The 22,915-nt window shown below is 66.5% G+C and carries 21 protein-coding genes; 11 read left to right on the top strand and 10 right to left on the bottom strand.

Going from position 1 to position 22,915, the window contains the following annotated elements:
• Positions 1-236 precede the first annotated feature (236 nt).
• Complete coding sequence (locus AC1DES_RS12310; protein WP_476895985.1) at positions 237-1,061, top strand: septum formation family protein; 825 nt, start codon at positions 237-239, stop codon at positions 1,059-1,061.
• 84 nt (positions 1,062-1,145) lie between these two features.
• On the opposite strand, the gene clpB is transcribed toward AC1DES_RS12310, so the two are convergent.
• Positions 1,146-3,821: an ATP-dependent chaperone ClpB gene (gene clpB, locus AC1DES_RS12305; protein ID WP_476895984.1), complete on the bottom strand. Its 2,676-nt coding sequence runs from the start codon at positions 3,819-3,821 to the stop codon at positions 1,146-1,148.
• 954 nt (positions 3,822-4,775) lie between these two features.
• On the opposite strand from clpB, the gene AC1DES_RS12300 reads away from it, so the two are divergent.
• On the top strand, positions 4,776-5,267 hold the full coding sequence (locus AC1DES_RS12300; RefSeq protein WP_476895983.1) for a carboxymuconolactone decarboxylase family protein: 492 nt from the start codon (positions 4,776-4,778) through the stop codon (positions 5,265-5,267).
• 20 nt (positions 5,268-5,287) lie between these two features.
• On the opposite strand, the gene AC1DES_RS12295 is transcribed toward AC1DES_RS12300, so the two are convergent.
• The 4 genes from AC1DES_RS12295 to AC1DES_RS12280 are packed head-to-tail and all read right to left on the bottom strand — an operon-like array spanning position 5,288 to position 8,386.
• A complete protein-coding gene (locus AC1DES_RS12295) occupies positions 5,288-6,337 on the bottom strand; it encodes a sulfate/molybdate ABC transporter ATP-binding protein (protein WP_476895982.1) in 1,050 nt (349 codons plus the stop codon).
• On the bottom strand, positions 6,334-7,179 hold the full coding sequence (locus AC1DES_RS12290; RefSeq protein WP_476895981.1) for an ABC transporter permease: 846 nt from the start codon (positions 7,177-7,179) through the stop codon (positions 6,334-6,336). The genes AC1DES_RS12295 and AC1DES_RS12290 overlap by 4 nt, the downstream gene beginning before the upstream one ends.
• Complete coding sequence (gene modA, locus AC1DES_RS12285) at positions 7,176-7,979, bottom strand: molybdate ABC transporter substrate-binding protein (RefSeq protein WP_476895980.1); 804 nt, start codon at positions 7,977-7,979, stop codon at positions 7,176-7,178. Before modA ends, AC1DES_RS12290 begins: the two co-directional genes overlap by 4 nt.
• On the bottom strand, positions 7,976-8,386 hold the full coding sequence (locus AC1DES_RS12280; RefSeq protein WP_476895979.1) for a TOBE domain-containing protein: 411 nt from the start codon (positions 8,384-8,386) through the stop codon (positions 7,976-7,978). Before AC1DES_RS12280 ends, modA begins: the two co-directional genes overlap by 4 nt.
• Positions 8,387-8,542: 156 nt before the next feature.
• Here AC1DES_RS12280 and AC1DES_RS12275 point away from each other — a divergent pair, with 156 nt between their 5' ends.
• Positions 8,543-9,412, top strand: a complete 870-nt coding sequence (locus tag AC1DES_RS12275) for a DUF4031 domain-containing protein (RefSeq protein ID WP_476895978.1) — start codon at positions 8,543-8,545, stop codon at positions 9,410-9,412.
• 35 nt (positions 9,413-9,447) lie between these two features.
• Here AC1DES_RS12275 and AC1DES_RS12270 read toward each other — a convergent pair whose 3' ends face one another.
• From AC1DES_RS12270 to AC1DES_RS12260, 3 genes are all read right to left on the bottom strand, one after another.
• Positions 9,448-9,921 carry an SRPBCC family protein gene (locus AC1DES_RS12270; protein WP_476895977.1) on the bottom strand — a complete coding sequence of 158 codons (474 nt, stop codon included), beginning with the start codon at positions 9,919-9,921 and terminating at the stop codon, positions 9,448-9,450.
• Between the two features lie 79 nt (positions 9,922-10,000).
• Complete coding sequence (locus AC1DES_RS12265; RefSeq protein ID WP_476895976.1) at positions 10,001-10,414, bottom strand: YccF domain-containing protein; 414 nt, start codon at positions 10,412-10,414, stop codon at positions 10,001-10,003.
• 81 nt (positions 10,415-10,495) lie between these two features.
• Positions 10,496-11,047, bottom strand: a complete 552-nt coding sequence (locus AC1DES_RS12260; protein ID WP_476895975.1) for a YceI family protein — start codon at positions 11,045-11,047, stop codon at positions 10,496-10,498.
• A gap of 376 nt (positions 11,048-11,423) precedes the next feature.
• Here AC1DES_RS12260 and AC1DES_RS12255 point away from each other — a divergent pair, with 376 nt between their 5' ends.
• On the top strand, positions 11,424-12,335 hold the full coding sequence (locus tag AC1DES_RS12255; RefSeq protein ID WP_476895974.1) for a metallophosphoesterase family protein: 912 nt from the start codon (positions 11,424-11,426) through the stop codon (positions 12,333-12,335).
• Between the two features lie 67 nt (positions 12,336-12,402).
• Here AC1DES_RS12255 and AC1DES_RS12250 read toward each other — a convergent pair whose 3' ends face one another.
• Complete coding sequence (locus tag AC1DES_RS12250) at positions 12,403-13,155, bottom strand: family 16 glycosylhydrolase (protein ID WP_476895973.1); 753 nt, start codon at positions 13,153-13,155, stop codon at positions 12,403-12,405.
• Between the two features lie 577 nt (positions 13,156-13,732).
• Between AC1DES_RS12250 and AC1DES_RS12245 the strand changes: the two genes are divergently transcribed.
• The 7 genes from AC1DES_RS12245 (at position 13,733) to AC1DES_RS12215 (ending at position 22,108) form a co-directional block, all read left to right on the top strand.
• Positions 13,733-14,593 carry a glycosyltransferase family 2 protein gene (locus tag AC1DES_RS12245; RefSeq protein ID WP_476896024.1) on the top strand — a complete coding sequence of 287 codons (861 nt, stop codon included), beginning with the start codon at positions 13,733-13,735 and terminating at the stop codon, positions 14,591-14,593.
• Between the two features lies 1 nt (position 14,594).
• Positions 14,595-15,590, top strand: a complete 996-nt coding sequence (locus tag AC1DES_RS12240; protein WP_476895972.1) for a glycosyltransferase family 2 protein — start codon at positions 14,595-14,597, stop codon at positions 15,588-15,590.
• Between the two features lie 69 nt (positions 15,591-15,659).
• Positions 15,660-16,760 carry a hypothetical protein gene (locus AC1DES_RS12235; RefSeq protein WP_476895971.1) on the top strand — a complete coding sequence of 367 codons (1,101 nt, stop codon included), beginning with the start codon at positions 15,660-15,662 and terminating at the stop codon, positions 16,758-16,760.
• Positions 16,761-16,771: 11 nt separating this feature from the next.
• Positions 16,772-18,883, top strand: a complete 2,112-nt coding sequence (locus tag AC1DES_RS12230) for a glycosyltransferase (protein WP_476895970.1) — start codon at positions 16,772-16,774, stop codon at positions 18,881-18,883.
• Positions 18,880-20,760 (top strand): hypothetical protein, encoded by a 1,881-nt coding sequence (locus tag AC1DES_RS12225; RefSeq protein WP_476895969.1) that lies wholly within the window; start codon positions 18,880-18,882, stop codon positions 20,758-20,760. The genes AC1DES_RS12230 and AC1DES_RS12225 overlap by 4 nt, the downstream gene beginning before the upstream one ends.
• Positions 20,750-21,127: a hypothetical protein gene (locus AC1DES_RS12220; protein ID WP_476895968.1), complete on the top strand. Its 378-nt coding sequence runs from the start codon at positions 20,750-20,752 to the stop codon at positions 21,125-21,127. Before AC1DES_RS12225 ends, AC1DES_RS12220 begins: the two co-directional genes overlap by 11 nt.
• Before the next feature lie 240 nt (positions 21,128-21,367).
• Positions 21,368-22,108 carry a hypothetical protein gene (locus AC1DES_RS12215; protein WP_476895967.1) on the top strand — a complete coding sequence of 247 codons (741 nt, stop codon included), beginning with the start codon at positions 21,368-21,370 and terminating at the stop codon, positions 22,106-22,108.
• Between the two features lie 148 nt (positions 22,109-22,256).
• On the opposite strand, the gene AC1DES_RS12210 is transcribed toward AC1DES_RS12215, so the two are convergent.
• On the bottom strand, positions 22,257-22,859 hold the full coding sequence (locus tag AC1DES_RS12210) for a phosphoribosylanthranilate isomerase (RefSeq protein WP_476895966.1): 603 nt from the start codon (positions 22,857-22,859) through the stop codon (positions 22,257-22,259).
• Positions 22,860-22,915: the final 56 nt, after the last annotated feature.

The raw sequence follows: 22,915 nt of genomic DNA, 5'->3' as shown, positions 1-22,915 counted from the left end.
GCCCCGGAATGTTTGGTCAATTTGTCGTACACCTAGATTACATGCTTTCGGCCCCGGCTGCTTGCCGGTCCCGCCCCTGTGGAGAACGTGGCGTCTGCGGCAACCGGGTCAGTGGCCGCCTGGGCATGCGAGCGTGCAGGCTTCTTCGATAGAGTTCCGTAGTGGACTCCCAGAAAAGGGCCACGGTGCCGTGCCTCCAGCAACGGTCAAGACGCACGGAAGTGGTGAATTTCTCAGTGACTGAAGAGAACGCAAGGCACGATGCCGGGGTGCCTGTGACTCCCCCTGCAGGCGAGCCCGGCGGCAGGCAGTTCCCTTCGGTGCCCCCGCGTCCGTCATCGCCGCCGACGTCGGCATCCCCGGTGGTGCCGCCGGCCGTCCAGCCTTCCGCGCCGCCGTTCACTCCTCCGCAGCCCCTGCGCCCCGCGGTGCCTCCGGTCGAACGCGAGCGCAGCCGCAAGCCCGGCCGCCCGGCGTCCGGCGCCGCAAAGCTCGTCGCCGGCAGGGTTGCCGTTCTGGGCGGCTGGCTCAGGACACAGGGTCCCAAGCGGATCGGCGCCGCTGCAGCCGGACTCGTGTTCCTGGGGCTTGTGATCTGGTGGGCAGCGTTTTCGCTCGGCGGCGGCACGAAGCCCACAGCCGAGCACAGCACGCCGGCTACCGGCGCGGCCTCGTCGTCGGCACCGGCCAGCCGCGGACCGCTGCCGCTGGAAGGAGTCAACCCTTTGGAATTCCAGCTGGGCGACTGCTTCAAAGACTTCGACCCGAATTCGACGCAGGCCACCGTCGTCGCCTGCGACACCGGCCACTCGGCCCAGCTGGTCGCCATCGACCGCTATCAGGATTCGGATGCATACCCCGGCCGGGACCCGCTAAAGCAGAAGGCCCTGGATGCCTGCAATTCGGCGCCCATCACGAAGAAACCGGCCGACTACATCCTGAGCTACAAACTCGCCTACCCGAGCTCCTCCAGCTGGGATAAGGGCGACCGGCGCGTGGACTGCTACGCCGTCGCGGACACCGGCAACGTCATCCTGGAGTCCCTGCTCCCCCAGACCTAAGCGTGTAGCTCCAAGCGCCCAGCTGGACTCAAGCGTGCTGACAGCCAGGCCATGGTCCGGCTGTCAGCACGCTGCTGCCGGCTGTTACGCCGCGTCCTTGCGCCGGACGGAGAGGCCGCTGCCCGTGGAGGCGCCGCCGTCGGGCCGCTCCCCAGTGTGCGCGCCGCCCATGGTGAGCTCCATGAGGTCAGGTGCCGTGTCCACCAGCACGGTGTCCCCGTCCGCGATCTCGCCCGACAGGATGGCTTTGGCCAGCCGGTCGCCGATCTCGCGCTGCACCAGGCGGCGCAGCGGCCGGGCACCGTAGGCCGGATCAAAACCGGTCACGGCCAGCCAGGCGCGGGCGCCTTCGCTGACTTCCAGGTTCAGCCGGCGCCCCTTGAGCCGCTCGCCGAGTTCCTTGACCTGCAGCTCCACGATTTCGGAAAGCTCCTCGACGTTCAGCGGGTCGAACAGCACCACTTCGTCCAGCCGGTTCAGGAACTCGGGCTTGAAGGCGGCGTGCACAGTGGCCATGACGGCGTCCCGTTTGGCGGCCGCATCCAGGCCGGGATCGACCAGGAACTGGCTGCCCAGGTTCGAGGTCAGCACCAGGATCACGTTGCGGAAGTCCACGGTGCGGCCCTGGCCGTCGGTGAGGCGGCCGTCGTCGAGCACCTGCAGGAGGATGTCGAAGACCTCCGGGTGGGCCTTCTCCACTTCGTCCAGTAGCACCACGGAGTACGGGCGGCGACGGACAGCCTCGGTCAGCTGGCCGCCCTCCTCGTAGCCGACGTAACCAGGCGGGGCGCCGACGAGCCGGGCTACGGAGTGCTTCTCCGAGTACTCGGACATGTCGATCCGCACCATGGCGCGTTCGTCGTCGAACAGGAAGTCCGCGAGGGACTTGGCGAGCTCGGTCTTGCCCACGCCCGTGGGGCCCAGGAACAGGAAGGAACCGGTGGGCCGGTTGGGGTCGCTGATCCCCGCGCGGGCGCGGCGGACGGCGTCGGATACCGCGGTGACGGCCTTCTTCTGGCCGATCAGCCGCTCCCCGAGCACATGCTCCATCTCCAGCAGCTTCTGGCTTTCGCCCTGCAGCATGCGCCCGGCGGGGATGCCGGTCCAGGCCGAAATCACTTCGGCAATGTCATCGGCGGTGACCTCATCAGCCACCATGAGCTCCTGCTTGGGGCCTCCGCCGGCCACGCGGGCAGACTCCGCTTCCGCGGCGGCGTTCAGCTCCCGCTCGAGCGCAGGGAGCTCGCCGTAGAGGATCCGGGAGGCGGCCTCGAGGTCGCCTTCGCGCTGGTACTTGTCCGCGGCGGAACGCAGCTCGTCCAGCCGGGCTTTGAGGTCGCCGACATGGTTCAGTCCGGCCTTCTCGGCCTCCCAGCGCGCATTGAGGGCGGCCAGCTCTTCCTTCTTGTCTGCCATGTCCGCGCGCAGGGCGGCGAGGCGTTCCACGGAGGCGGCATCGGTCTCGCCGGCCAGGGCGAGCTCTTCCATGGTCAGTCGGTCCACGGAACGGCGTAGCTGGTCGATCTCCTCCGGCGCGGAATCGATCTCCATGCGCAGCCGGGAGGCGGCCTCGTCCACGAGGTCGATGGCCTTGTCCGGAAGCTGCCGGCCGGAGATGTAGCGGTTGGAGAGCGCAGCCGCGGCCACGAGGGCGGAGTCCGCGATCGCGACTTTGTGGTGGGCTTCGTACCGCTCCTTGAGGCCGCGCAGGATGCCGATCGTGTCATCCACGCTCGGCTCGCCCACGAACACCTGTTGGAACCGGCGCTCCAGGGCCGGGTCCTTCTCAATGTTCTCGCGGTACTCGTCCAGGGTGGTGGCGCCGATCAGGCGGAGCTCGCCGCGGGCGAGCATGGGCTTGAGCATGTTCCCGGCGTCCATGGAGCTGTCCCCGGTGGCGCCGGCGCCCACCACGGTGTGGATCTCGTCAATGAACGTCACGATCTGCCCCTCTGAGTTCTTGATCTCTTCGAGGACTGCCTTGAGCCGCTCCTCGAATTCGCCGCGGTACTTGGCGCCGGCCACCATGGAGGCAAGGTCCAGGGCTATCAGGGTCTTGCCCCGCAGGCTTTCAGGCACGTCGCCGGCCACGATCCGCTGGGCCAGGCCTTCGACGACGGCGGTCTTGCCCACCCCGGGCTCGCCGATGATCACGGGGTTGTTCTTGGTCCGCCGGCTCAGGACCTGGATGATGCGGCGGATCTCCGCGTCGCGGCCGATCACGGGGTCCAGCTTGCCGGCGCGGGCGATGGCGGTGAGGTCGGTGCCGAACTTCTCCAGCGCCTGGAAGGTGTTTTCCGGGTCTGCGTTGTTCACCTTGCGGTCTCCGCGCACCCCGGGCAGCGCGGCGAGCAGCGCCTCGTGGGAGGCGCCGGCATCCCGGAGAAGTTTCCCGACGCCGTCGCTCCCTGAGGCGAGACCGAGCAGCAGGTGCTCGGTGGAGACGAAACTATCGCCGAGCCTTTCGGCCTCGTTCTGGGCATTCTTGATGGCCTGCATGGCGGTGCGGGACAGCTGGGCCTGCTGCACGGAACTGCCGGAAGTGGAGGCGAGAGCCTTGATGGCGGTGCTCGCCTGGACGCTGACCGCGTCCGGGTCGGTTCCGGTCGCGCGGAGAAGGGCGACGGCGACACCCTCCCGCTGGTCCAGGAGCGCCTTGAGCAGGTGTGCAGGCTCGAGCTGCGGGTTCCCCGCCGTCGAGGCGTTCATGGCTGCTGCCGAAAGAGCCTCCTGGCTCTTGGTGGTGAATTTGGCGTCCAAAGAGAGCTCCTTCCGGAATGGTACTGAGTCAAAGTTGAGTCTAGCGCGCTCAACTTTGAAATTGGTCCCTTGGGCTCCATGTTTGCCCACAGCGAAACGGCTGTCTAGGGCCGGAGGGCGGAGGTGCGCGGGGGCGGGGGCAGGCACGGGAACGGGGGGGCGGCACGCGGGGGCGGGAACGAGCATGGGCGTAGAATCTCTGCGCCCCCACTGGACATGCTCTTCGGTTCCCCGCACCGCTGGACATATCCCCGTCATGCCTATTTCCCGAGCCAAGCAGTGGACATGTCCCCAAGGGTGCCCCCGGATCCAGGAGCATGTCCCCTGCCGCCCGCGCCCGACCGGCGGACCCATCGCCACGGCGCCCCGCCCGACCACTGGACATGCTCTTCGGTTCCCCGCACCGCTGGACATATCCCCGTCATGCCCATTTCCGGATCCAAGCAGTGGACTTGTCCCCAAGGGTCTCCCCGGATCCAGGAGCATGTCCCCTGCTGCCCGCGCCCGACCGGCGGACCCATCGCCACGGCGCCCCGCCCGACCACTGGACATGCTCTTCGGTTCCCCGCACCACTGGACATATCCCCGTCATGCCCATTTCCGGAGCCAAGCAGTGGACATGTCCCCAAGGGTGTCCCCGGATCCAGGAGCATCTCCCCCGCTGCCCGCGCCCGACCGGCGGACCCATCGCCACGGCGCCCCGCCCGACCACTGGACATGCTCTTCAGTTCCCCGCACCGCCGGACATATCCCCGTCATGCCCATTTCCAGAGCCAAGCGGTGGACATGTCCCAAAAACATGCCGCCGACCCGGAAAGCGATTCGGTGGCCGGCTCCCCCAAGGAGCCGTCCACCGAATCAAGTACCCTTCATCCGAAATCTTGTCACACTTTTGACAAAAACTGTCATGCTATGCGCGAATGTCGTCCCGGGCACGTCGGTATTGTGGGAACCATGGACCAGTCACCGGCATCCCCGCAAACCGAACACCGGAGCGTCTTCCTGGACAAGGCGCACCCGGCAGCGTGGCGCGCACTCAACGGCCTGGGCTTGAAAGCCAAGGAGGCGGCGGCGGATGCGGGCCTCGACGGGTCACTGATCGAGCTACTGAACGTGCGCATTTCGCAGATCAACGGCTGCGCCTTCTGCCTGGACCTGCACGTTGGCGACGCTGTGAAGAACGGCGAGTCCGCCCAGCGCCTTGCCGTCCTTGCCGCCTGGCGGGACACCGACCTCTTCACGGAGAAGGAGCGCGCCGCCCTGGCCCTGGCCGAGGCTGTCACCAACATCTCCGACGCCCGCGCGCGCGAACGCGAAGGCGGCCACGCCCGGAAGCACCTCACGGCCGAGGAATTCTCCGCCGTGAGCTGGCTAGCGATTACCATGAACGCCTTCAACCGCGTTTCCATCGTCAGCCAGCACCCCGTCCGCCCGGCCCGCGACTAGCAGGCCGGAGCAGACCACCCCTACGCCGGGTAGATGGCCACGGCGGCCGCTTTGACCACGAAGTAGACGTCCACACCCGGGGCCAGCCCGAGGTCTGCCGAGGCGGCGGGGGTGATGTCCGCGGACATCGCCCCGGCCCGGACACGGATCTGGTCTCCATGCGGCTCCAGGTCCGTGACGGTCACACGGAACGAGTTCCGCGGGCTTCCATGGGTCTCGCTGCGGAAGACGGACACGGCAGAGGGCGGGAACGCTGCCACGCCTGACTGCCCCGGCGCCAGCGGGTCCTCATGCTGCCCCGCGATTTCCAGCCCCTCGGGGGAACGGATACCCGCTGCGGTGGCCGTTCCCGCCACGAGGTTTAACCCTGCAAGTCCGGCGGCGAAGCTGCTGCGCGGCCGCTGCAAAACCTCCCGGACTGGGCCCTCCTCAGTGATGCGGCCGTCCTCCAGGACAACCACCCGGTCGGCAAGCATGTAGGCATCCAGGACATCGTGGGTGACAATGATCGCCCTCCGGCCGGCCAGAACCCGCTTTAGCAACCTGCGAAGCAGCGGTGCGGCATGGATATCAAGAGCCGCCATCGGTTCGTCCAGAAGCAAAACGTCCGGATTGGCGGCCAGCGCCCGCGCCACAGCCACGCGCTGAGCCTGCCCGCCGGAAAGCTGCCCCGGGCGCCGGAAGGCAAGGTCTTCGGCGTCGACCTCCGCCAGCCAGTTCATGGCGGTTTCCCGGGCCGCCGCTTTGGGGCTCCCCGCGCTCCGAGGTCCGAAGGCGACGTTTTCCAGCGCGCTCAAGTGCGGGAACAGGAAGGGCTCTTGGGCCAGAAGAGCGGTTCCCCGGCGGTGCGGCGCAGTCCAGAGGTTCGCCCCGGGGCGCAGATCGAACAACACCCGCCCATCCACTTCGCCGAGGCCGGTGTCAGGACGGAGCAGCCCGGCAATCACCGCGAGCAACGTGGACTTGCCGGCGCCGTTGGGTCCCAGCACGGCGATCGTCTCCGCGGGCGCGAGGCCCAACGCCACGTCGAAGCCTCGGGCCGCGACGGCGGCCTCGATCCGGACGGTCATGCGCCCACCGGCTCCGGCCGGGCGCCGCTGTGCCCTGCGGCAGCCGGCGGCCGCCGGTAGGACAGCCCGACGACGATCACGGCAACCGCCACGAGCAGCAGAGACAGCGCGACGGCGGCATCCGCGTCCGTCTCACGCTGCAGGTAGATTTCCAGCGGCAGCGTTCGGGTCACGCCCTGCAGGCTGCCTGCGAAGGTTAGGGTGGCACCGAATTCGCCGAGACTCCGGGCGAAGGACAGCACGGCACCGGAGGCGAGTCCGGGCAGGACCAGCGGGATCGTGACCCGGCGCAACACCGTAGTCGGGCGCGCACCGAGAGTCGCGGCGACGGCCTCGTACCGGCTCCCGGCCGACCGCAGGGCTCCCTCGAGGCTGACGACAAGGAACGGCAAGGCCACGAAGGTCTGCGCGAGTACCACCGCCGTCGTCGAAAACGCGATCTGGATGCCCGCGATTTCCAGTGACCGCCCCAGCAGGCCCTGCCGTCCGAAGGTGTAGAGCAGGGCGATGCCGCCGACAACCGGGGGGAGAACGAGTGGCAACAAGACGAAGGAGCGCAGGAGCCGCTGCCCGGGGAACTCGCCGCGGGCCAGGACCAGGGCGAGCGGAATGCCCAGCACGATGCAGAGGACCGTACTCGCCGCCGAGGTCCGCAGGCTCAGCCCGAGCGCCGTCAAGGACGGTTCGGAGGTGACCAGGGGGATGAACTGCGGCCAGTTCACTTTCGCGACCATGGCCACGAGGGGCAGCAGGACGAACACGGCGCCAGCGGCGGCAACCAGATAGATCCAGCGCGGGATCCCCTGGTAGCCGCCACCCCTGCCATGCTGTAGAAGCTTCACGGGGTGCCAAACCCGGCGTCGCCGAGAACTTTCCTGCCTTCGCTGCCCGTGACCAGCGCCATGAATGCGGCCGCCAGTTCCTTGCTCTGGCTCGAGCCGACTGCGGCGATCGGGTAGGTGTTGACGGCCTTGTCCGCTTCGGCGAACGGAACGCCCTTGACCTTGTCCCCGGCTGCCAACACGTCCGTGGCATAGACAAGTCCGGCGTCCGCCTCGCCCGAGGCCACCTTGCCCAGCACATCAGTCACGGATGATTCCTCGCTGACCGGTGACAGGGAGGTCCCCGTGGCTTTTTCCACCGAGGCCGCCGCGGCACCGCAGGGAACGTGGGGTGCGCACGCGACCACCCTGACGCCGGGCCTGGCCAGATCGGCGAAGGACGCGATCGACGCCGGGTTCGACGGCGGAACGGCGATCTCCAGGACATTCGTGGCGAAGTTCTTCGCGGGACCGTCCAGCAGGTTGGCGTCGGCAAGTTTGGCCATGTTCTCGGTGTCCGCCGATGCGAAGACGTCGGCCGGGGCGCCCTGGGTGATTTGCGTGACCAGGTCGGAGGAGCCGGCAAAGCTCAGCATCACCTTCGTCCCCGGATGCGCCGCCTCGAACTGGCTGGCCAGCGAGGTGAACGTCGCCTTCAAGGAGGCAGCGGCAAACACCGTGAGGGTGCCGGAGAGAACGGTGCCTCCGGCCCCGGGGCCTGCGGTTCCAGGGCCGCTCCCGGCCCCCGGTGCGCAGGCGGCCAGGCCCGCTGCCAGCATCGCTGCGGCGGCCAGCGCGGCAGGCTTTCGCGCCATGGTCATACGATGCCCTTTCCCCTGGGTGTTTCGATGATGACGGTGGTGGCTTTGACGACGGCGGTGGCGACGGAGCCGAGCTCAAGCCCGAGATCGCGCACCGCCTCGCTGCTCATCAGCGACACCACACGGAAGGGTCCGCACTGCAGTTCCACCTGCGCCATCACCGTGTCGGCCGTGATGGCAGTGACGAGACCGACGAAGCGGTTCCGGGCCGAGCTCCCCACCTTCGCGGGATCGTCCGGGAGCTGGGCCTGCTCCCGGGCGAGCTGCGCGAGCTCCAGCCCGTCCACCGCCAGCCGGCCCGAGTCGTCCTTGAGCGGTGTCAGGCTCCCGTTCTCGATCCAGCGCCGGACGGTGTCGTCACTGACGCCGAGGAACCGTGCCGCTTCAGATACGCGAATGAGGGTCATAGTGCCAGCCTAGTCCTCATTTGCGGATATTCAGACCGCTGATGATCCGCAAAATGCGATCACGGCGGGCGCCCCCAAGTCTGCAACGCCGCCCTGAAGTCCGCCCTCGCGTCCCGCCGCACAGGGTGGCCGAGCGTCCGGGTTTAGACTGCCTTCATGGCCGTCTTCGTCGATCCGCCGCTCTGGCCTGCCCATGGGACCCTGTTCTCGCACCTGATTTCGGACGCCTCACTCGAGGAACTGCACGCCTTCGCCAGAGCTGCCGGCATCTCCGAGCGGGCGTTCGACGGCGACCACTACGACGTCGCCGAGGCCAGGTACGGGGCACTCGTGGCGGCCGGGGCCGTCCCGGTGGAGGGCAGGGTCCTCGTCCGGACGCTGATCGGCAGCGGGCTGCGGATCCCCGCGCGTCGGCGCGGAAAATCCCTCAAGCTGCCGCTGCTGAACCGCTGGAACGAGGCGCTCCCGGGCCATGATGCCCTCTTCCTGGACCTGTTGGACCGGTGGGGCGAGGAGCACAGGACGTACCACGGACGCACCCACCTGCTCGCGGTCCTGGAAGCACTGGACCTGCTCACGCACCCTGCCAGCCCTCCCCGCGCCGTGCTGCTGGCGGCCTGGTTCCATGATGCCGTGTACCGCGGCATTGCCGGGCAGGATGAGGAGGAATCGGCCCGGCTCGCCGAGGACCGGCTCCGGCACACCGGACTGCCGGCTGCCGAAGTCGACGAGGTGGCCCGCCTGGTCCGGCTGACAGCCGAGCACCGACCGGAACCCGGCGACGGCGACGGCGCCCTGCTCAGCGACGCAGACCTGTCCGTTCTCGGCAGCGGGCCCGAAGCCTACGGCAGGTACCTGGCCGCCGTCCGGCAGGACTTCGCGCACATCGGCGACGCCGACTTCGCCGCCGGGCGCGCCGCCGTCGTCCGCCGGCTCCTGGAGCTCGAGCCGCTCTTCCACACCAACCGTGCGCGGGGGCTCTGGCTGGACTCGGCCCGCCGGAATCTGCAGGGCGAACTCAGGTAAACGGGACCCTGCCTGCCACCTGCGGACAGAGGAGCTCAGGCGGCGACACTCAGGTGATCCGCCAGCCGGTCAAGCGACTCGCCCCAGCCGGCCCCGTTGCGGTCGCGGCTTTCCACGGACTCGAACGGTCCCTGGGTAAAGGTCATCCTGGTTCCGCCGTCGGTCTCTTCCAGCTCGATTGTCACCTCGGTTTCGAAGCCGCGGGTGCCGTCGGTTTTGTCCCAGGCGTGGGTGAACATGAAGAGGTTGGGCGGCTCGATATCCGTGTGGACGCCGCTCCACCAGTGTTCCTGCCCGGTGCTCTCCTCGATCATGCAGGCCCGGTAGAGGCCGCCGACCTCCAGATCCGCGTCGATGCTCTCGCGCGGGACGTGGAAGCCGTGCGGTCCCCACCACTCCGGCGCCTGCTCAGGGTCGGTCAGTGCGGACCACACGACCCTGATTGGGGCGTTGAACTCGCGGACGATGACCAGCATGAGGTTGTCGCTGCTGGCTGCCTGTTCAGTCATCGGGATCTTCCTTGGCCTGGGTTCTGTTGGGAAAGTCGCGGGGGAGGTGACCGCCGGGCCCGCATCTGCGCCGCAGTGCCTAGCGCGGGCCATTCCTGTAGGCCACCACGAAAGGCGTGTTGCTGGGGACGATCTGCTTGCCGAGGGGCATCAGGGAGACCGGGATGAGCTTGAGGTTGGCGATCGCCAGCGGGATGCCGACGATCGTGATGGCCATGGCAAAGGCCGTAATCACGTGGCCGATCGCGATCCAGATGCCCGCCACGAGCAACCAGATGACATTGCCCAGGAGGGCGAACAACCCGGTACCGCCAGGCTTGTCCACAACTGCCCGGCCGAAGGGCCAGAGCGCGTACGACGCGATGCGGAACGACGCCAGCCCCCACGGAATCGTGACGACGAGCAGGCAACAGATGACCCCTGCCAGGAAGTATCCGAGCGCCAGCCACAACCCGCCAAAGAGCAGCCAGATGATGTTCAGGAGTGTCTTCATGGCTCCATTCTCCCGCACCCGGCGCCGATCCGGCCCAGGGACAAGGGCCCTGTCCGGACCGGCATGCCGGCGTGATGCGGCCTACGCTTCGGCCTGCTTCACCATGGCCGCCTCGACGTTGATCTTGACCTTGTCGCTGACCAGCAGCCCACCGGCTTCCAAAGCGGCATTCCAGGTCAGGCCGAATTCCTTGCGGCTGATGTCGGTCTCGGCACTGAACCCGGCACGTGTGGCGCCGAACGGGTCCACCGCGACGCCGGTGAACTCGACTTCCAGCTCCACGGGCTTAGTGACGTCCCGGATCGTGAGGTCCCCGGTCAGCACGTAATCCTCCCCGTCACCCCGGATCCCGGTGGCGCGGAATGTCATTTCGGGATACTTCTCGACGTCGAAGAAGTCGGCACCGCGGACGTGCGCGTCACGATTGGCGTCGCCGGAGTCGAAGCTGGCGGTCCTGACCGTGGCATGCAGGCTAGCGTCCGCGAGCGAGTCCCGCACCCGGGCTTCCGCAGACGCCTCGTTGAACCGGCCGCGGACTTTGCTGATGCCGGCATGGCGGACACTGAAGCCAACTTCGCTGTGGGACATGTCCAGCGTCCAGACGCCAGGGGTCAAACCTTCGGGCAGAGTCACAACGGTCTCCTTCACGCGGGTGGCGGGGCGAACCCGCCGGATCATCGGGGTACTCCCCCACCAAGCATGCTAACGAGGAAGCCCGCACCGGGCTAGGTGCCCGTGCAAGATGCCGGTGCCGCCTCTGGCCTTCGCATAGTCGCCGGGATAATCTGGCGTATCAGCACCGAGCAAACACTGGACTTTGAAAGGCACTCTGTTTAGCCCAAAGATGTGAGGATTCGTGGCCGGATCGGTGAGAAGACGGGGCCGACGGCGCAAGGAGGGTCCGGGCGCCGGCCTGCTGGGCCTTGTCCTGCTGCTGGCCGCTTGCCAGCCCGGGCCCCCGGAACCCCGACCATCCCCGCCCAGCCCCGTGCCGCCGTCGGGTGCGCCGGTGCACTTCACGGCCCAGGGGGACATCGGCGTCAGCACGGGGGCCCGCAAGGTGCTCGACGTCGTTGCCGGCCTCAAGCCCGAGCTGAACCTCGCCCTCGGAGACTTCACCTATGAGGCCGGGATAGAACAGTCGTTCTGCGATATGGTCACCGGCAGCCTGGGCCCCGACTTCCCGTACCAGCTCGTGACGGGCAACCACGAGAGCGGGGGCCGCGACGGGGACATCGAGAACTTCGTCCGCTGCCTTCCCAACAGGCTGCCCGGCGTCGACGGTGTCTACGGCACGCAGTGGAGGGTGGACGTCCCGGAATCCAATCCGGTTGTTCGCTTCGTCATGGTTTCCCCGGGCATCGATTTCCGCGACGGAAAGCCGCTGGACTACTCGAAGGGCAGCGAACGGTGGCGTTGGACCGTCGATGCAATTGACGGGGCCAAGGCTCGACAGATCCCTTGGACAGTCGTCGCGATGCACGTGCCGTGCCTGAGCGTGGGCACCTACGACTGCCTGGCCGGCAGGGAGTTCACCAACATGTTGATGGAGAAGAGGGTCGACCTCGTGCTCTCGGGTCATGACCACGTATATCAGCGGACGCATCAGCTGGGCATGGGAGGGCAGTGCCCGGAAATAGTTCCCGCCAGCTTCTCCGCGGGGTGCCTGGCTGACACCGACAATGACATGGTGCAGGGCGCCGGGACTGTTTTCGCCACCATCGGGGTGGGCGGTGTGGGACTTTACGACGTGCACAACGACGACCCGGAAGCCGGCTATTTCGCGACCTGGTCCGGAAAGAACCGAAATCCCACGCTGGGGACCCTGGACGTCACGGCCACTTCGGCCGATCTGGCCGCCCGGTTTGTCCCGGCAGCGGGATACAGTTTCTCCGATTCCTTCACCCTCCATCGAAGATAGCCGGAGGGCGGCCGGCAGCGCGCCCCGAGTGCCGGAGGGCGGCCGGCAACGGCGATTCGCAGGTTTCTCAGGCCAACTCCCACATACCGATCCAGTCCAGGTAGACGTGCCCCTCTGTTGTGGGAAGCGGACACCCGGTCAGGCACGACTCGGTCTGCAGGATGAAGTGCATTGGCGTCGTGGGCGTGGCTGTCGTGCTCGCGCCGAGAGACTTGCCGTCCAGAAAGAACTCAACCCGCCCCGGGGTCCATTCGGTGGTTGCCACGTGCCACGAGGTGAAGTCAATGTTCGACTCCGCCTTATCGAAGGCGTTTGGATCCGTTCCACGGAAATGCGCTGCGCCGTAAATGGGTCCTGCCAGATCGCCTTCGGGGAAGTCGATTTCCCCGTCCCGCGGCCATATTCCGCTGTCCGGCCAGAAGAGCCACGCCGTCTTGAAGCCGGCGAGCGAATCCGCCTTGAAGCGAACTGAGTAGCGGCCGTACAGAAGGCTGTTGGCACGCTTCGGGTTGGCACTCGCGTTGGGGATTGCCGGCGCCGGCGCAGCGCCCATGGAAATCCCGTTTTCTGAGTGCACGTACCAGTCCAGGACGCCATCGTGGACGCTGAGGACTTTAGTCGGATAGTAGCCGGATTTTCCACCGCTGACTTGCCCGGCCGTGTCAGGTGTGCCGTCCTTGTACCCCGCGCTCCACCGCCCGGCGTAGAGGGGGCCAGGAAAACCACCAAGAGGGACGTCGCCGGCGGTGAAATCCTCTGCAAAAACCTGCTTCCAGCCGGGCAGATCGCCGCTCGGCCTCGTGTCGGTGGTTCGGGTCACGGAAGGGGCCTGCCCGGCGGGCACACGGGCGGCGGCGCTCTCTGTCGAACTGGTCGGCGCACTGGCGTCGGCGCTCTGTGCCGAACGGGTCGGCGCGCCGGTGGGGCTGCCCTCGGCTGAGCTGGCGGGTGGCTCCGCGGATGAGCCGGGTGCCGGACTCACTGGTGTCCCCTGGCTCCCGGGGGCAGCCGGACCGGCCCCGCAGCCGACGAGAACGAGAACGAGTGCAGGAGCCAGCAGGTGGCCTAGATTGTGTCGGAATTTTCGCAGGCGTCGGGTGTTCCATCGGGCGGCGCTGCCTTGAACGGGGGTCCCCATGCGGTCAGTGTTACATGGAGGGAACCTGCTGATCAACCGGTTGTGGGCCTCCACGGACCGGCATTTTTCAGCGGCATCCGACTGGCCCTTCGAAAAGTTGAATCTTCAACTTAACTCAAGGTTAATGCAAGGTGGCGCGGCCAATACTTAACACCTGGGGTATTAACCAAGTTGCCTTCAACTGGTCAGCGACGGGTCTACTTCCCGCCGTGGGGACGGGGACGCTGCAGTTGAGGCGAGCAGACTACGTCATTGAGTGGTGAGGCCAGTGTCCATCCCGAATCTCAAACCGAATGTGCGTCCGCAAACGGCGCCTCCGCCGGCAAATCCGTCCGTCAGTGTGGTGATCCCCACTCTAAACGAGGCTATGAACCTACCCTGGGTGCTTCGCAGGATGCCCTCGTACGTCGACGAAGTGGTGATAGTCGACGGTCGCTCCCTCGACAGCACAGTCGACGTCGCCCGGGCGTTGCGTCTCGACGTCGTGGTTGTCGCCGAGCCGCGTCCCGGCAAAGGCAACGCAGTGCGTGCGGGATTCGCCGCGGCATCCGGCGACATCATCGTTATGCTGGATGGCGACGGCAGCATGGACCCCCAGGAAATCGGCTGGCTGGTGACGCCGCTCCAACATGAATACGACTTCGTCAAGGGATCGCGCTACGTGACAGGCGGCGGCTCGGACGACATCACATGGCTGCGCAGCACCGGAAATCGCATGCTGACGGGGCTGGCCAACGCGGTCCTTGGCAGCGACTTTTCAGACCTCTGCTACGGCTACATCGCTCTGCGCCGCGAATGCGTTGACATACTGGAGCTCAAGTCAGACGGCTTCGAGATCGAGACGGAACTGATCGTACGGGCCTCCAGGGCCGGCCTGCGAATTGCCGAGGTGCCCAGCCACGAGCTGAACCGCATCTCCGGGCAGTCAAACCTCCACACGTTCCGGGACGGATGGCGCGTGCTGCGGACCCTCGCCCGCGAACGCATCAGTTGGGAGGCACCCACGGCAGGGGCCCGTCCCGAGACCCTGCGACGGGTGAAATACAAGTACCCCAGTACCGTCTTCCCCCACATCCCCACGGATCCCCAGAGTGTTCTGGGACTGCGGGTGGGTGAGTAGGATGGCCCAGATCCCCAGCCTCCCGGCAGTGTCCGTGGTCATCTGCTCCTACTCAGAGGAGCGCTGGGATCTGTTGATGGGTGCCCTGGACTCCGTCCGCGCCCAGACACTGACGCCCAAGCAGACGATCGTCGTCGTTGACTACAACGTAGACCTTTACAAGAGACTCATCTTCACCGTCCCGGACGCAGTGATCGTGGAGAACACAGGCCCAAAGGGTCTCTCCGGCGCCCGCAACACCGGGGTCGGCGTGGCGAATTCGGAGATCGTGGCCTTCCTCGACGACGACGCCGAGGCGGCGCCGGATTGGCTTGAGCGGCTTGCAACCCTTTACGACGACCTGGATGTCCTCGGAGTCGGCGGCCGTGTCGAACCGCTATGGGAGGCCGGGCGGCCCGGTCACTTCGCCGAAGAGTTGGACTGGATCGTCGGCTGCACGTATCGGGGCATGCCCAAGGTCGCGGCAGAGGTGCGCAACGTCATCGGGGCCAACATGTCATTCCGTGCTGACGTCATCAATCGGGTCGGTGGTTTCAACACGTCTCTGGGCCGCCAAGGCGCCACCCCCCTCGGTTGCGAGGAGACCGAACTATGCATCCGGGCTGTCCTGGGCTCCCCAGGTTCCAGGGTCGTTTACGAACCGGCAGCCCTCGTGCATCACCACGTTCCTGCAGGGCGGGGCGGCTTGCGCTACATGTTCGCTCGCTCCTGGTCCGAAGGGATTTCGAAGGCTCAGGTCAGCAGGATTGTCGGGCACAAGCGTGCGCTTGGCCCTGAACGGCGCTACGTGCGGCAGATCCTGCCGCGTGCGGTGTTCAGCGGAGTCCGCGGCTGGATCCGGGGCGAGGAGCCGGCAGGCCTTGGCCGGGCAGCGACCATTATCGCTGTGCTCGCGGCCACCGCCAGCGGATACGTGCGCGGCCGCCGCCTCCCGGCAGCGCCGGCGCCGCTCCAAGCATGCCCGGCACCGGACGACCTCTGGCGGGAAGTCCAGTGAAACGAACATACGACCCGCATGGCCGGCAGGTTTCCCCGGCGGCCACCCCGACCACAGAAAGTGTCGATCATGAGCCAGTCTGAACGAGATGTGAAGCAGCCGACCGGAGCGTCAGTCGGCGCCAGCTTTGACGTCCACGGCGTCGTCGGCATCGATGTGGAGGCCGGGACACCCGGCGAGTCGCAACTGCGCGACATGCTGGCACCGTTCCTCGGCGAATCCGGCGCGACCAGGCGGATTACCATCGGCGGAAAGGTTTCGCCTGTTTCCGGTCAATCGCATGCGGAGGATGCCTACCGTTTTACCGGCGACTCCCTTTATATCCCCGCGGACCGGGTCCAGATCATTGAAACGGCCGCCGGATACCGGATCGAAGGCGCCGGCGAGTTACTGACCTCCGTGATCCCGCTGCTGGACCGGCTCTGCGTCGAGGAAGAGACCGCCATGATCCATGCCGCTGTGGTGGATTTCCGTGGCTCCGGCGTTCTCCTGCCGGCTTGGGGAGGCGTCGGAAAAACCAGCACCGTGGCGAAGCTCGTTGCCATGCGTGACGTCCGCTTCATGGCCGATGACTGGGCGTTCCTGGGCGCCGGCGGCATGCTCATGGGATACGCCAAACCGATGTTCATCAAGCCCCATCACCGGGCCATCTACCCGGACATGTTTCGCGGGACGCGCAAGCCGTTGGCACCAGGATGGCTCACGACCCCGGTCGCCCACCTGGCCACCGCAGTCCACCCGGTCATTGTCCGCTATCCGAAAACTGCGGCATTCACGAGGCGCTGGTCCCCCGAGCACCGGATGGTCCAGCCGGAGCATGTCTTCGGTTCGAACCGCATCTCATCAGCGGCGCCAGCTCAACTTGCCATCTTCCTGGAACGCTATGACGGCTCTGACGCCCGGCTGGAAGGCCGAAGCACAGAGTGGATGACGTCCCGCATTGTCGGGAATTTCCATTCTGAGCTGCCCATGGTCTCGCGCCGCCTCGTCGAGGCTCTCGGCGCGACCAGCCTGGTGCCGCTGGAGGAGCACTTCGGGCAAAAGGCTGCCGTGGTGAAGCGGGCACTGGAAGACGTGCCGTGCTGGTTGCTTCGGCTGCCGGCTTCCTGGTCCGCCGACCAGGCCTCGGACTTCATTGCGAACCTGGTCCGCTCGAAGCTCGACGAGTGAGGGGAGGCGACGTGGGCGATCTTAAAGTGTCGGTCATCGTGCCGGCGCGCAACGCAGCTGCCTGGCTGGGCGAATGCCTGGCGTCAATCGGGCGCCAACACCCGCACGAAATGATTGTGATCGACGGGTGCTCGACCGATGACACCGTCGAGATTGCCCGGTCCTTCGGGGCGACCGTCATCTCCGACGAGGGCCGCGGTTTGCCGGCCGCACGGATGCTGGGGGCACGCAGCGCCCGGAGCGATGTGATCGCCCTGATAGACGCCGACGTCGTACTTCCGCCGGACAGTTTGGGGCGGCTGCTGGAGGAGTTCGAGTCCGGCGGCTACGACGGCCTGCAGTTCGGGCTGGCCAGCGAAGCCGACGGTCCGGGCTACTGGGGTGCCGCGCTGGCCTGGCATCACAACCACAGCCGCGTGCGTAGCTGGTTTGGTGTCTGCGCCACCCTGATGCGCCGTGACGTACTGCTTTCGGTCGGGTTCGATGACAACTTCCGCTCCGGCGAAGATGTCGAGCTGCGGATCCGGCTGGAGCAGGCCGGCTACCGGCTGGGCGTCTCCAGCACCACGGAGGTCCGGCACAGGTTCGGCGACAGCTTTGATTCCGCCCGCGACCAGTGGCTCCAGGACGGCGCCGGGATGGCCCGGACCGTCCGCAAACATCCAGCCCGCGCCGGCTGGTTGGTGGCACTTCCGCTGATGGCATCAGTCCGGGGTGTGGGGTTGTCCCTGGTGCGCGCCCCCCGTTACCTGCCCTATTGGATGTGCTTTTTCCTCTACAACTACCGCGCCATGTTCGGTGAGATCCTGCGCCCTGCAAACCAGACGCTCTCCGTCGGCGGGAACGCGGCGTGGCTGGCTGCGGCCAGGGTAGCCCCAATGGTGACCGGCTTCCTGTTCTGGGCGCTCGCAGCCGTGGTACTTCCTCCGGCGCAAATTGGTCTGGGCTCTGCGGTCGTGTCCGCGGCCCTCCTGACCGTGCAGCTGGGCATGCTCGGCGTCGGGCCCGCCACGCTCACGCTCCTTCCCGCCGAAAATGACGGAGGGCGCCGCCTCATAGCCACCAGCCTGTTCACGGTAGGCACCTTTTCGCTCATAGGGGCGGGAGCGCTTGTCGCCACCACACACTCCCTCGGTTCCGGGGTCGGAGAAGCCTGGAACGATCCCCTGGTAACCGTCATCTTTGTGGCCACGGCTCTCTTCGCGGCGAGTGCTTATCAGCTCGATCACGTGGGCGTTGCCCAGGAACGCGCCGACCGCACGCTCGGCCGCAGTCTCGTGCAAAGCCTGGTGCAGCTTGCGTTCCTCGCCATCGCGTTCGCCGTCGGCATCCACGAACTATCGGTCGTTATCGGCGCTGTGGCACTTGGTGCGCTGGCCAGCGTTCTCGTGGGTCTGCGTCAGCTTGGCCGCGCCAAAGTCTCCCCGGACTGGCGGCACGGCCTGCGGCCAGGGTCGGCCTTGAAACTCTTGCGGCCCGGGCTTCCGAACCACGCGCTCATGCTCGCCGACCGCGCGCCCGGGTACCTGCTTCCCCTGATCGTTGCGTCCACGCTGGGCCCTGCGGCGACTGCCGCGTGGTACATCGTGTGGATGATGGCGTCGGCAGTCTTCTTTGTGCCGCAATCCGCCGGTTTCACCCTCCAGACAGCCTTGGCGGGCACGCGCTCGCGGCCTGGACTCGTCGCCTCCGCACTCCGGGCCAGCCTCTTACTGACGCTTGCGGCCGGGCTGATTCTGATGCTCGCCGGCCCGTTCCTCCTTCGTCTTCTTGGACCGCAGTATGCCTCCGCTTGGGTCCTGCTTCCCGTACTTGTGCCGGCACTGCTCTTGAGCTGCGTGACCCAGGTCTATTACGGGCTGTGCCGAGCGCAAGGGCGTCTGATTGAATCCACAACTGTCGCAGTCCTGGCCGCTGCACTGGTCGTGGCACCGGCTGCAGCAGTAGCCCAGCATTATGGCCTAACCGGCGTATCCGTACTCTGGTCCGTCGCCCAGGCGGCGGTTGCCCTGATCGCCGTACAGCGTCTGATCGCGCTTACCCGAGTGATGCCCACCGCCGTAAAAAACTCAGAGTTTCCTACGGCATTGCAACACCAGCCCTCTGGAATCGAGAAACCATGACACACGAAACGGCAGCAACTGTCCCCGTGCGCACTTCCCACAAGCGGGAAGATCACGCCAGGCACAGCGGTGCGAAGCCACCCACCGACCGCAACCTCGGGCTGACCCCCTCCTGGCAGGTCAACGCTCTCGCTGGCGTAGCCGCAGCGGCGCTGGTCATCGGGGTCTGGAGCATGACCGGCGTCGATCCCCAACGGATTGGCGGCTCGGGTCTCATCGACGCCCTCCCGCCCGCCTACTTCGTCGCGCTGGCCCTCAGTTTGGGCGGATTCGTGGCGTCGCTGAGTCTTCGAAGGTTCATTCCGACGCTTCTGACGTGGCAGGTTCTGGCCACGGTGGTAATCCTCCACGGCGCCGACCCGATCATCCACGGCCTACCCCGTCTCGAGGCTACCTTCCGGCACCTGGGCATTGCCGACAACATTGCCCAGTCCGGGCAGTTGGACACAGGCCTGGACGCCTATTTCAGCTGGCCAGGCTTTTTCAACCTGTTGGGTATGGTGTCGGGCGCAACCGGCGTCAAGGACCTGATGAGCATCGCGACATGGGCACCCCTGGGGGTAAACGTCATACTCCTGGCGCCCCTCCTTGCCCTGGCCACACGCTTGACCTCCACCCCCCGGCAGGCATGGGCTGCCGTGTGGATGTTCTATCTGACCAGCTGGGTCGGGCAGGACTATCTGTCGCCTCAGGCCTATTCCTTCGTGCTCATGGTGACGCTCTTTGCCTGCCTCCTTGGCGTATTCACGGGATGGGCATGGCAGCCAAACCGCAACCGGCTCACCACCGGACTTTCCCGGGTCGTGGCCAGATTGGACGGTTCAGTTCAGCGGCAAGGGATCATCGAACCGTCCCGAGGCGAGGCCGCTGCCCTCGTCGTCGTCTGTTCACTGTTCCTCGTGGCGATGACGGCATCGCATCAGCTCACGCCGTTTGCAGTGGTCCCCATCCTGGTCGCCTTTCTGTTGACGGGCCGGCTGCGGCTTCGCTTCTTGCCCGTACTGGCCGCGGTCCTGCCGGTGGGCTGGCTGCTCTTTGTGGCCACAGCGTATGTCCAAGGCCACGCCGGACAGCTCTTCGCGTCGTTCGGCGACATCGGCGCAAACACCGTCGGCGCGCTGTCCACCAAGGTTTCCGGCAGCGATTCGCATCTGTGGGTGGTTTACACGCGGATCGCCGAGGTCGCCCTCGTGTGGATCCTTGCCGTCATCGGCGCCGTTGTAGGCCACAAGCGGAAGACGCCGTGGCTCACCGCAGCGGTCGGCGCCCTTGCACCGCTCGCCCTGATCCCGGCCCAGCCGTATGGCGGTGAACTTCTTCTTCGCCTGTACATGTTCAGCTTGCCGTTCGCGGCCTGCCTTGCGGTACTGCCGCTGCTCTCGGACAGGACTGCGGGTCTGGGACTGCGGCGGGCACTGACCCTGCTGCTGCTCGGCGGCGTGCTCGCCACAACCACTATCGTCACCCGCTACGGCAACGACTCCATGGAGAGCTTCAGCAGCGACGAAATCGCCGTCGTGAATGAGCTCTACTCAACGGCGCCTACCGGCTCCGTGCTGATCGAAGCGGTACGCAATACGCCGTGGAAATTCCAGCATTACGCGGACTACGACTACCGGGCCCTCGTGCCTGCCGAGCCGAGGCCAGGGGCCGGTCCGCTCTCGTGCGACGGTGCCAACCAGATCGCCCACAACGCCGGGGCGTACGTCATCGTCACTGACAGCCAGCAGGCGGCCGCCGATCTGCGCGGCGCGACTCCCCCAGGTGACCTCCAGCATTTCATCGCCACGTGCGGCACCAGCCCTGGCTGGACCAAGGTATTCGAGAATGCCGGCGGCGTGATCTTCCACATCCAAGGAGTAAACAATGGCAAATGAACGCCGCTACGTGAGCTACGCGACGGCAGCCGTCGCCGCCGCCGCCTTACCGCTTTCCTTCTTCGGGCCCGGCGGCCTCAGACTGGCAGTCATCGGATTGTTGATGCTGGCCGGGCCTGGAACAGCGTTGGTCCTGTTGCTCCGCTTTGACCCTCCGCGGTCGCTGAAGGCGACCGGGGCACTTCCCCTCAGCATCGCAATCGCAATCGCTTTCAGTCTCGCGATGTCCACTCTCGTGGCGACCGCGATGGTCTACGCCCGCATCTGGGCGCCGCCGGCAGGTGTGTGCCTGCTGGCCCTCGTCACCCTCGGCCTGCTTGGCCTCGAGTTCAAGAGGTCCACGCGCTCCTTGGCAGGTGCGAAATGATCGTCTTTTTGTTGGGATTGGCCACCGTAGCCGCTCTCGTAGGCTGCGAGGTCCTTCGTGTTTTGAATCCTGAGAAGGCACTCCCGCGCGCGGTTGTCATTGCGACCGCGGCCCTCCTGTCTGTAATCGGCATCTCGGTGGCGGTACAGATGGTGCAACTGGCGTGACTGGGGCCAGTGTGCTCGTTGCTACGGCGCGAGATCAAAAGAACAAGTCGAACCAAGCACGGAAAGTAAATCAATGAGAAAACTAAAAGCACTCAGCACAGTGGGGACGCTCGGACTGCTCGTAGCCGGTACCCTTGTTTTCGGTTCCGCACAGGCAAGTTCGGCGGCGACCTGCAACGTGGGCACGCCTGTGCCGACGAATTCGTACCCCGGAACCGTGGCGGTCGCTTCAAGCTTTGAGGGCGGCAGCCTTTGCCCGCTTACGGCGACGACGTCGGGGACCGGCACAGCAACTGTCGCAAGTTCGCCCGCGCACGCTGGGACCCACTCGGCCAAGCTGCATGTGACCAGCGATTCCGGTTCCCTCGCGAACCTCTCCACCCCGGCCCTGGCCGCCGGCACCAAGACTTCCTACGCCGACGGCTGGTTCGACATCACCACCGCAGGAGTCGCCGGGAATGACGTACCGTACTTCCGCTTCTTCTCCGGCACTACCCGCGTTGCCGATATCTACCGTTACAACAGCAATGGCCAGCTGTGGCTGCGCGTGACCGCACCGAACGGGACTTTCGTCTACACGAAGCTGATCGCCGGAAGCATTACGCTCAGCGCTTGGCATCATGTCTCTATGCGGGTGACTTCCAACGGCTCCGCGTCAACGGTCCAGGTCTGGTTTGACGGGGTGCAGAAGTATTCCAGCGCCGCCGTCAGTATGGCGGGAACCGGGCTGAGCAAAGTCCAACTCGGGGCCGAGCACAACCGCCAGATGGGCGATGAATACATCGACGATGTCGTCATCAAGACATCCCCATAGCGGCTAGGAAAAATTCAACTCACTCAGCCCCAGGCGCGGGGAACTCCTGGATTGAGTGAGTTCCAACAGTGGCAACCGGGAATTGTCCCGGTTGCCACTGTTGTGCGCAGAACGCCCGGCCAGGCGGCGCTGTCGCGGCGGCCGGCTCTCATCCCGCGGACTTGGCCGCCTTGACGAAGTCCCGGATTTTGGCCAGGTCCTTGACGCCGCGGGACGATTCGACGCCGGAGGAAACGTCCACGCCCCACGCACCGGCTTCTGCTGCCGCGCGGGCAACGTTGGCCGGATCCAGGCCGCCGGCCAGCAGCCAGTGCCGGCCGGCGAGTTCCCTGGCCCGGACCGAGCCGTAGTCCCAGGCCTCGCCCGAACCGGGTACCGCGGCGTCGACGAGCAGCAGCTCCTCGCCCCAGCTTCCGAAGGCCTCGGCAGGGGCCGACATGGTGATGGCCCGGATGACCTTCATCCCGGCGTCGTGCACTGCCTCAACGTCCGCCGGGGAACGGTCGCCATGCAGCTGGACCCAGGCCAGGCCCGCCTCGCGTGCCAGTCCGACAGCAGTATGGGCCGCCTCGTGCCGGAACACACCCACCGCGGGGACCCCGGGTGGCACGTGGGCAAGGAGGTCCCTGACTTGGGCCGGCGTGACTTCCCGGGGGCTTCGGGTCAGGACGAAGCCGATGGCGTCAGCTCCGGACTCAGCCGCGGCCCGGACCGCCTCCGTTGTGCTGAGGCCGCACACTTTGACGAACATTCGGGCTCCTTCTGCAGCGCTTGTTGCCTCTGACGTTAGCAAGAGCGCGCCGCCGT

The organism is Arthrobacter sp. 05T442, assembly GCF_056395945.1.
Note: the sequence above shows the minus strand (reverse complement) of the source record. Positions and strands in the feature narration are given on the sequence as shown.

Coding starts and splice junctions, on each gene's coding strand:
- modA (WP_476895980.1), bottom strand. CDS start 7,979: ATGACCATGGCGCGAAAGCCTGCCGCGCTGGCCGCCGCAGCGATGCTG.
- AC1DES_RS12235 (WP_476895971.1), top strand. CDS start 15,660: ATGAGCCAGTCTGAACGAGATGTGAAGCAGCCGACCGGAGCGTCAGTC.
- AC1DES_RS12300 (WP_476895983.1), top strand. CDS start 4,776: ATGGACCAGTCACCGGCATCCCCGCAAACCGAACACCGGAGCGTCTTC.
- AC1DES_RS12215 (WP_476895967.1), top strand. CDS start 21,368: ATGAGAAAACTAAAAGCACTCAGCACAGTGGGGACGCTCGGACTGCTC.
- AC1DES_RS12295 (WP_476895982.1), bottom strand. CDS start 6,337: ATGACCGTCCGGATCGAGGCCGCCGTCGCGGCCCGAGGCTTCGACGTG.
- AC1DES_RS12270 (WP_476895977.1), bottom strand. CDS start 9,921: ATGACTGAACAGGCAGCCAGCAGCGACAACCTCATGCTGGTCATCGTC.
- AC1DES_RS12265 (WP_476895976.1), bottom strand. CDS start 10,414: ATGAAGACACTCCTGAACATCATCTGGCTGCTCTTTGGCGGGTTGTGG.
- AC1DES_RS12280 (WP_476895979.1), bottom strand. CDS start 8,386: ATGACCCTCATTCGCGTATCTGAAGCGGCACGGTTCCTCGGCGTCAGT.
- AC1DES_RS12220 (WP_476895968.1), top strand. CDS start 20,750: ATGGCAAATGAACGCCGCTACGTGAGCTACGCGACGGCAGCCGTCGCC.
- AC1DES_RS12225 (WP_476895969.1), top strand. CDS start 18,880: ATGACACACGAAACGGCAGCAACTGTCCCCGTGCGCACTTCCCACAAG.
- AC1DES_RS12210 (WP_476895966.1), bottom strand. CDS start 22,859: ATGTTCGTCAAAGTGTGCGGCCTCAGCACAACGGAGGCGGTCCGGGCC.
- AC1DES_RS12240 (WP_476895972.1), top strand. CDS start 14,595: ATGGCCCAGATCCCCAGCCTCCCGGCAGTGTCCGTGGTCATCTGCTCC.
- AC1DES_RS12275 (WP_476895978.1), top strand. CDS start 8,543: ATGGCCGTCTTCGTCGATCCGCCGCTCTGGCCTGCCCATGGGACCCTG.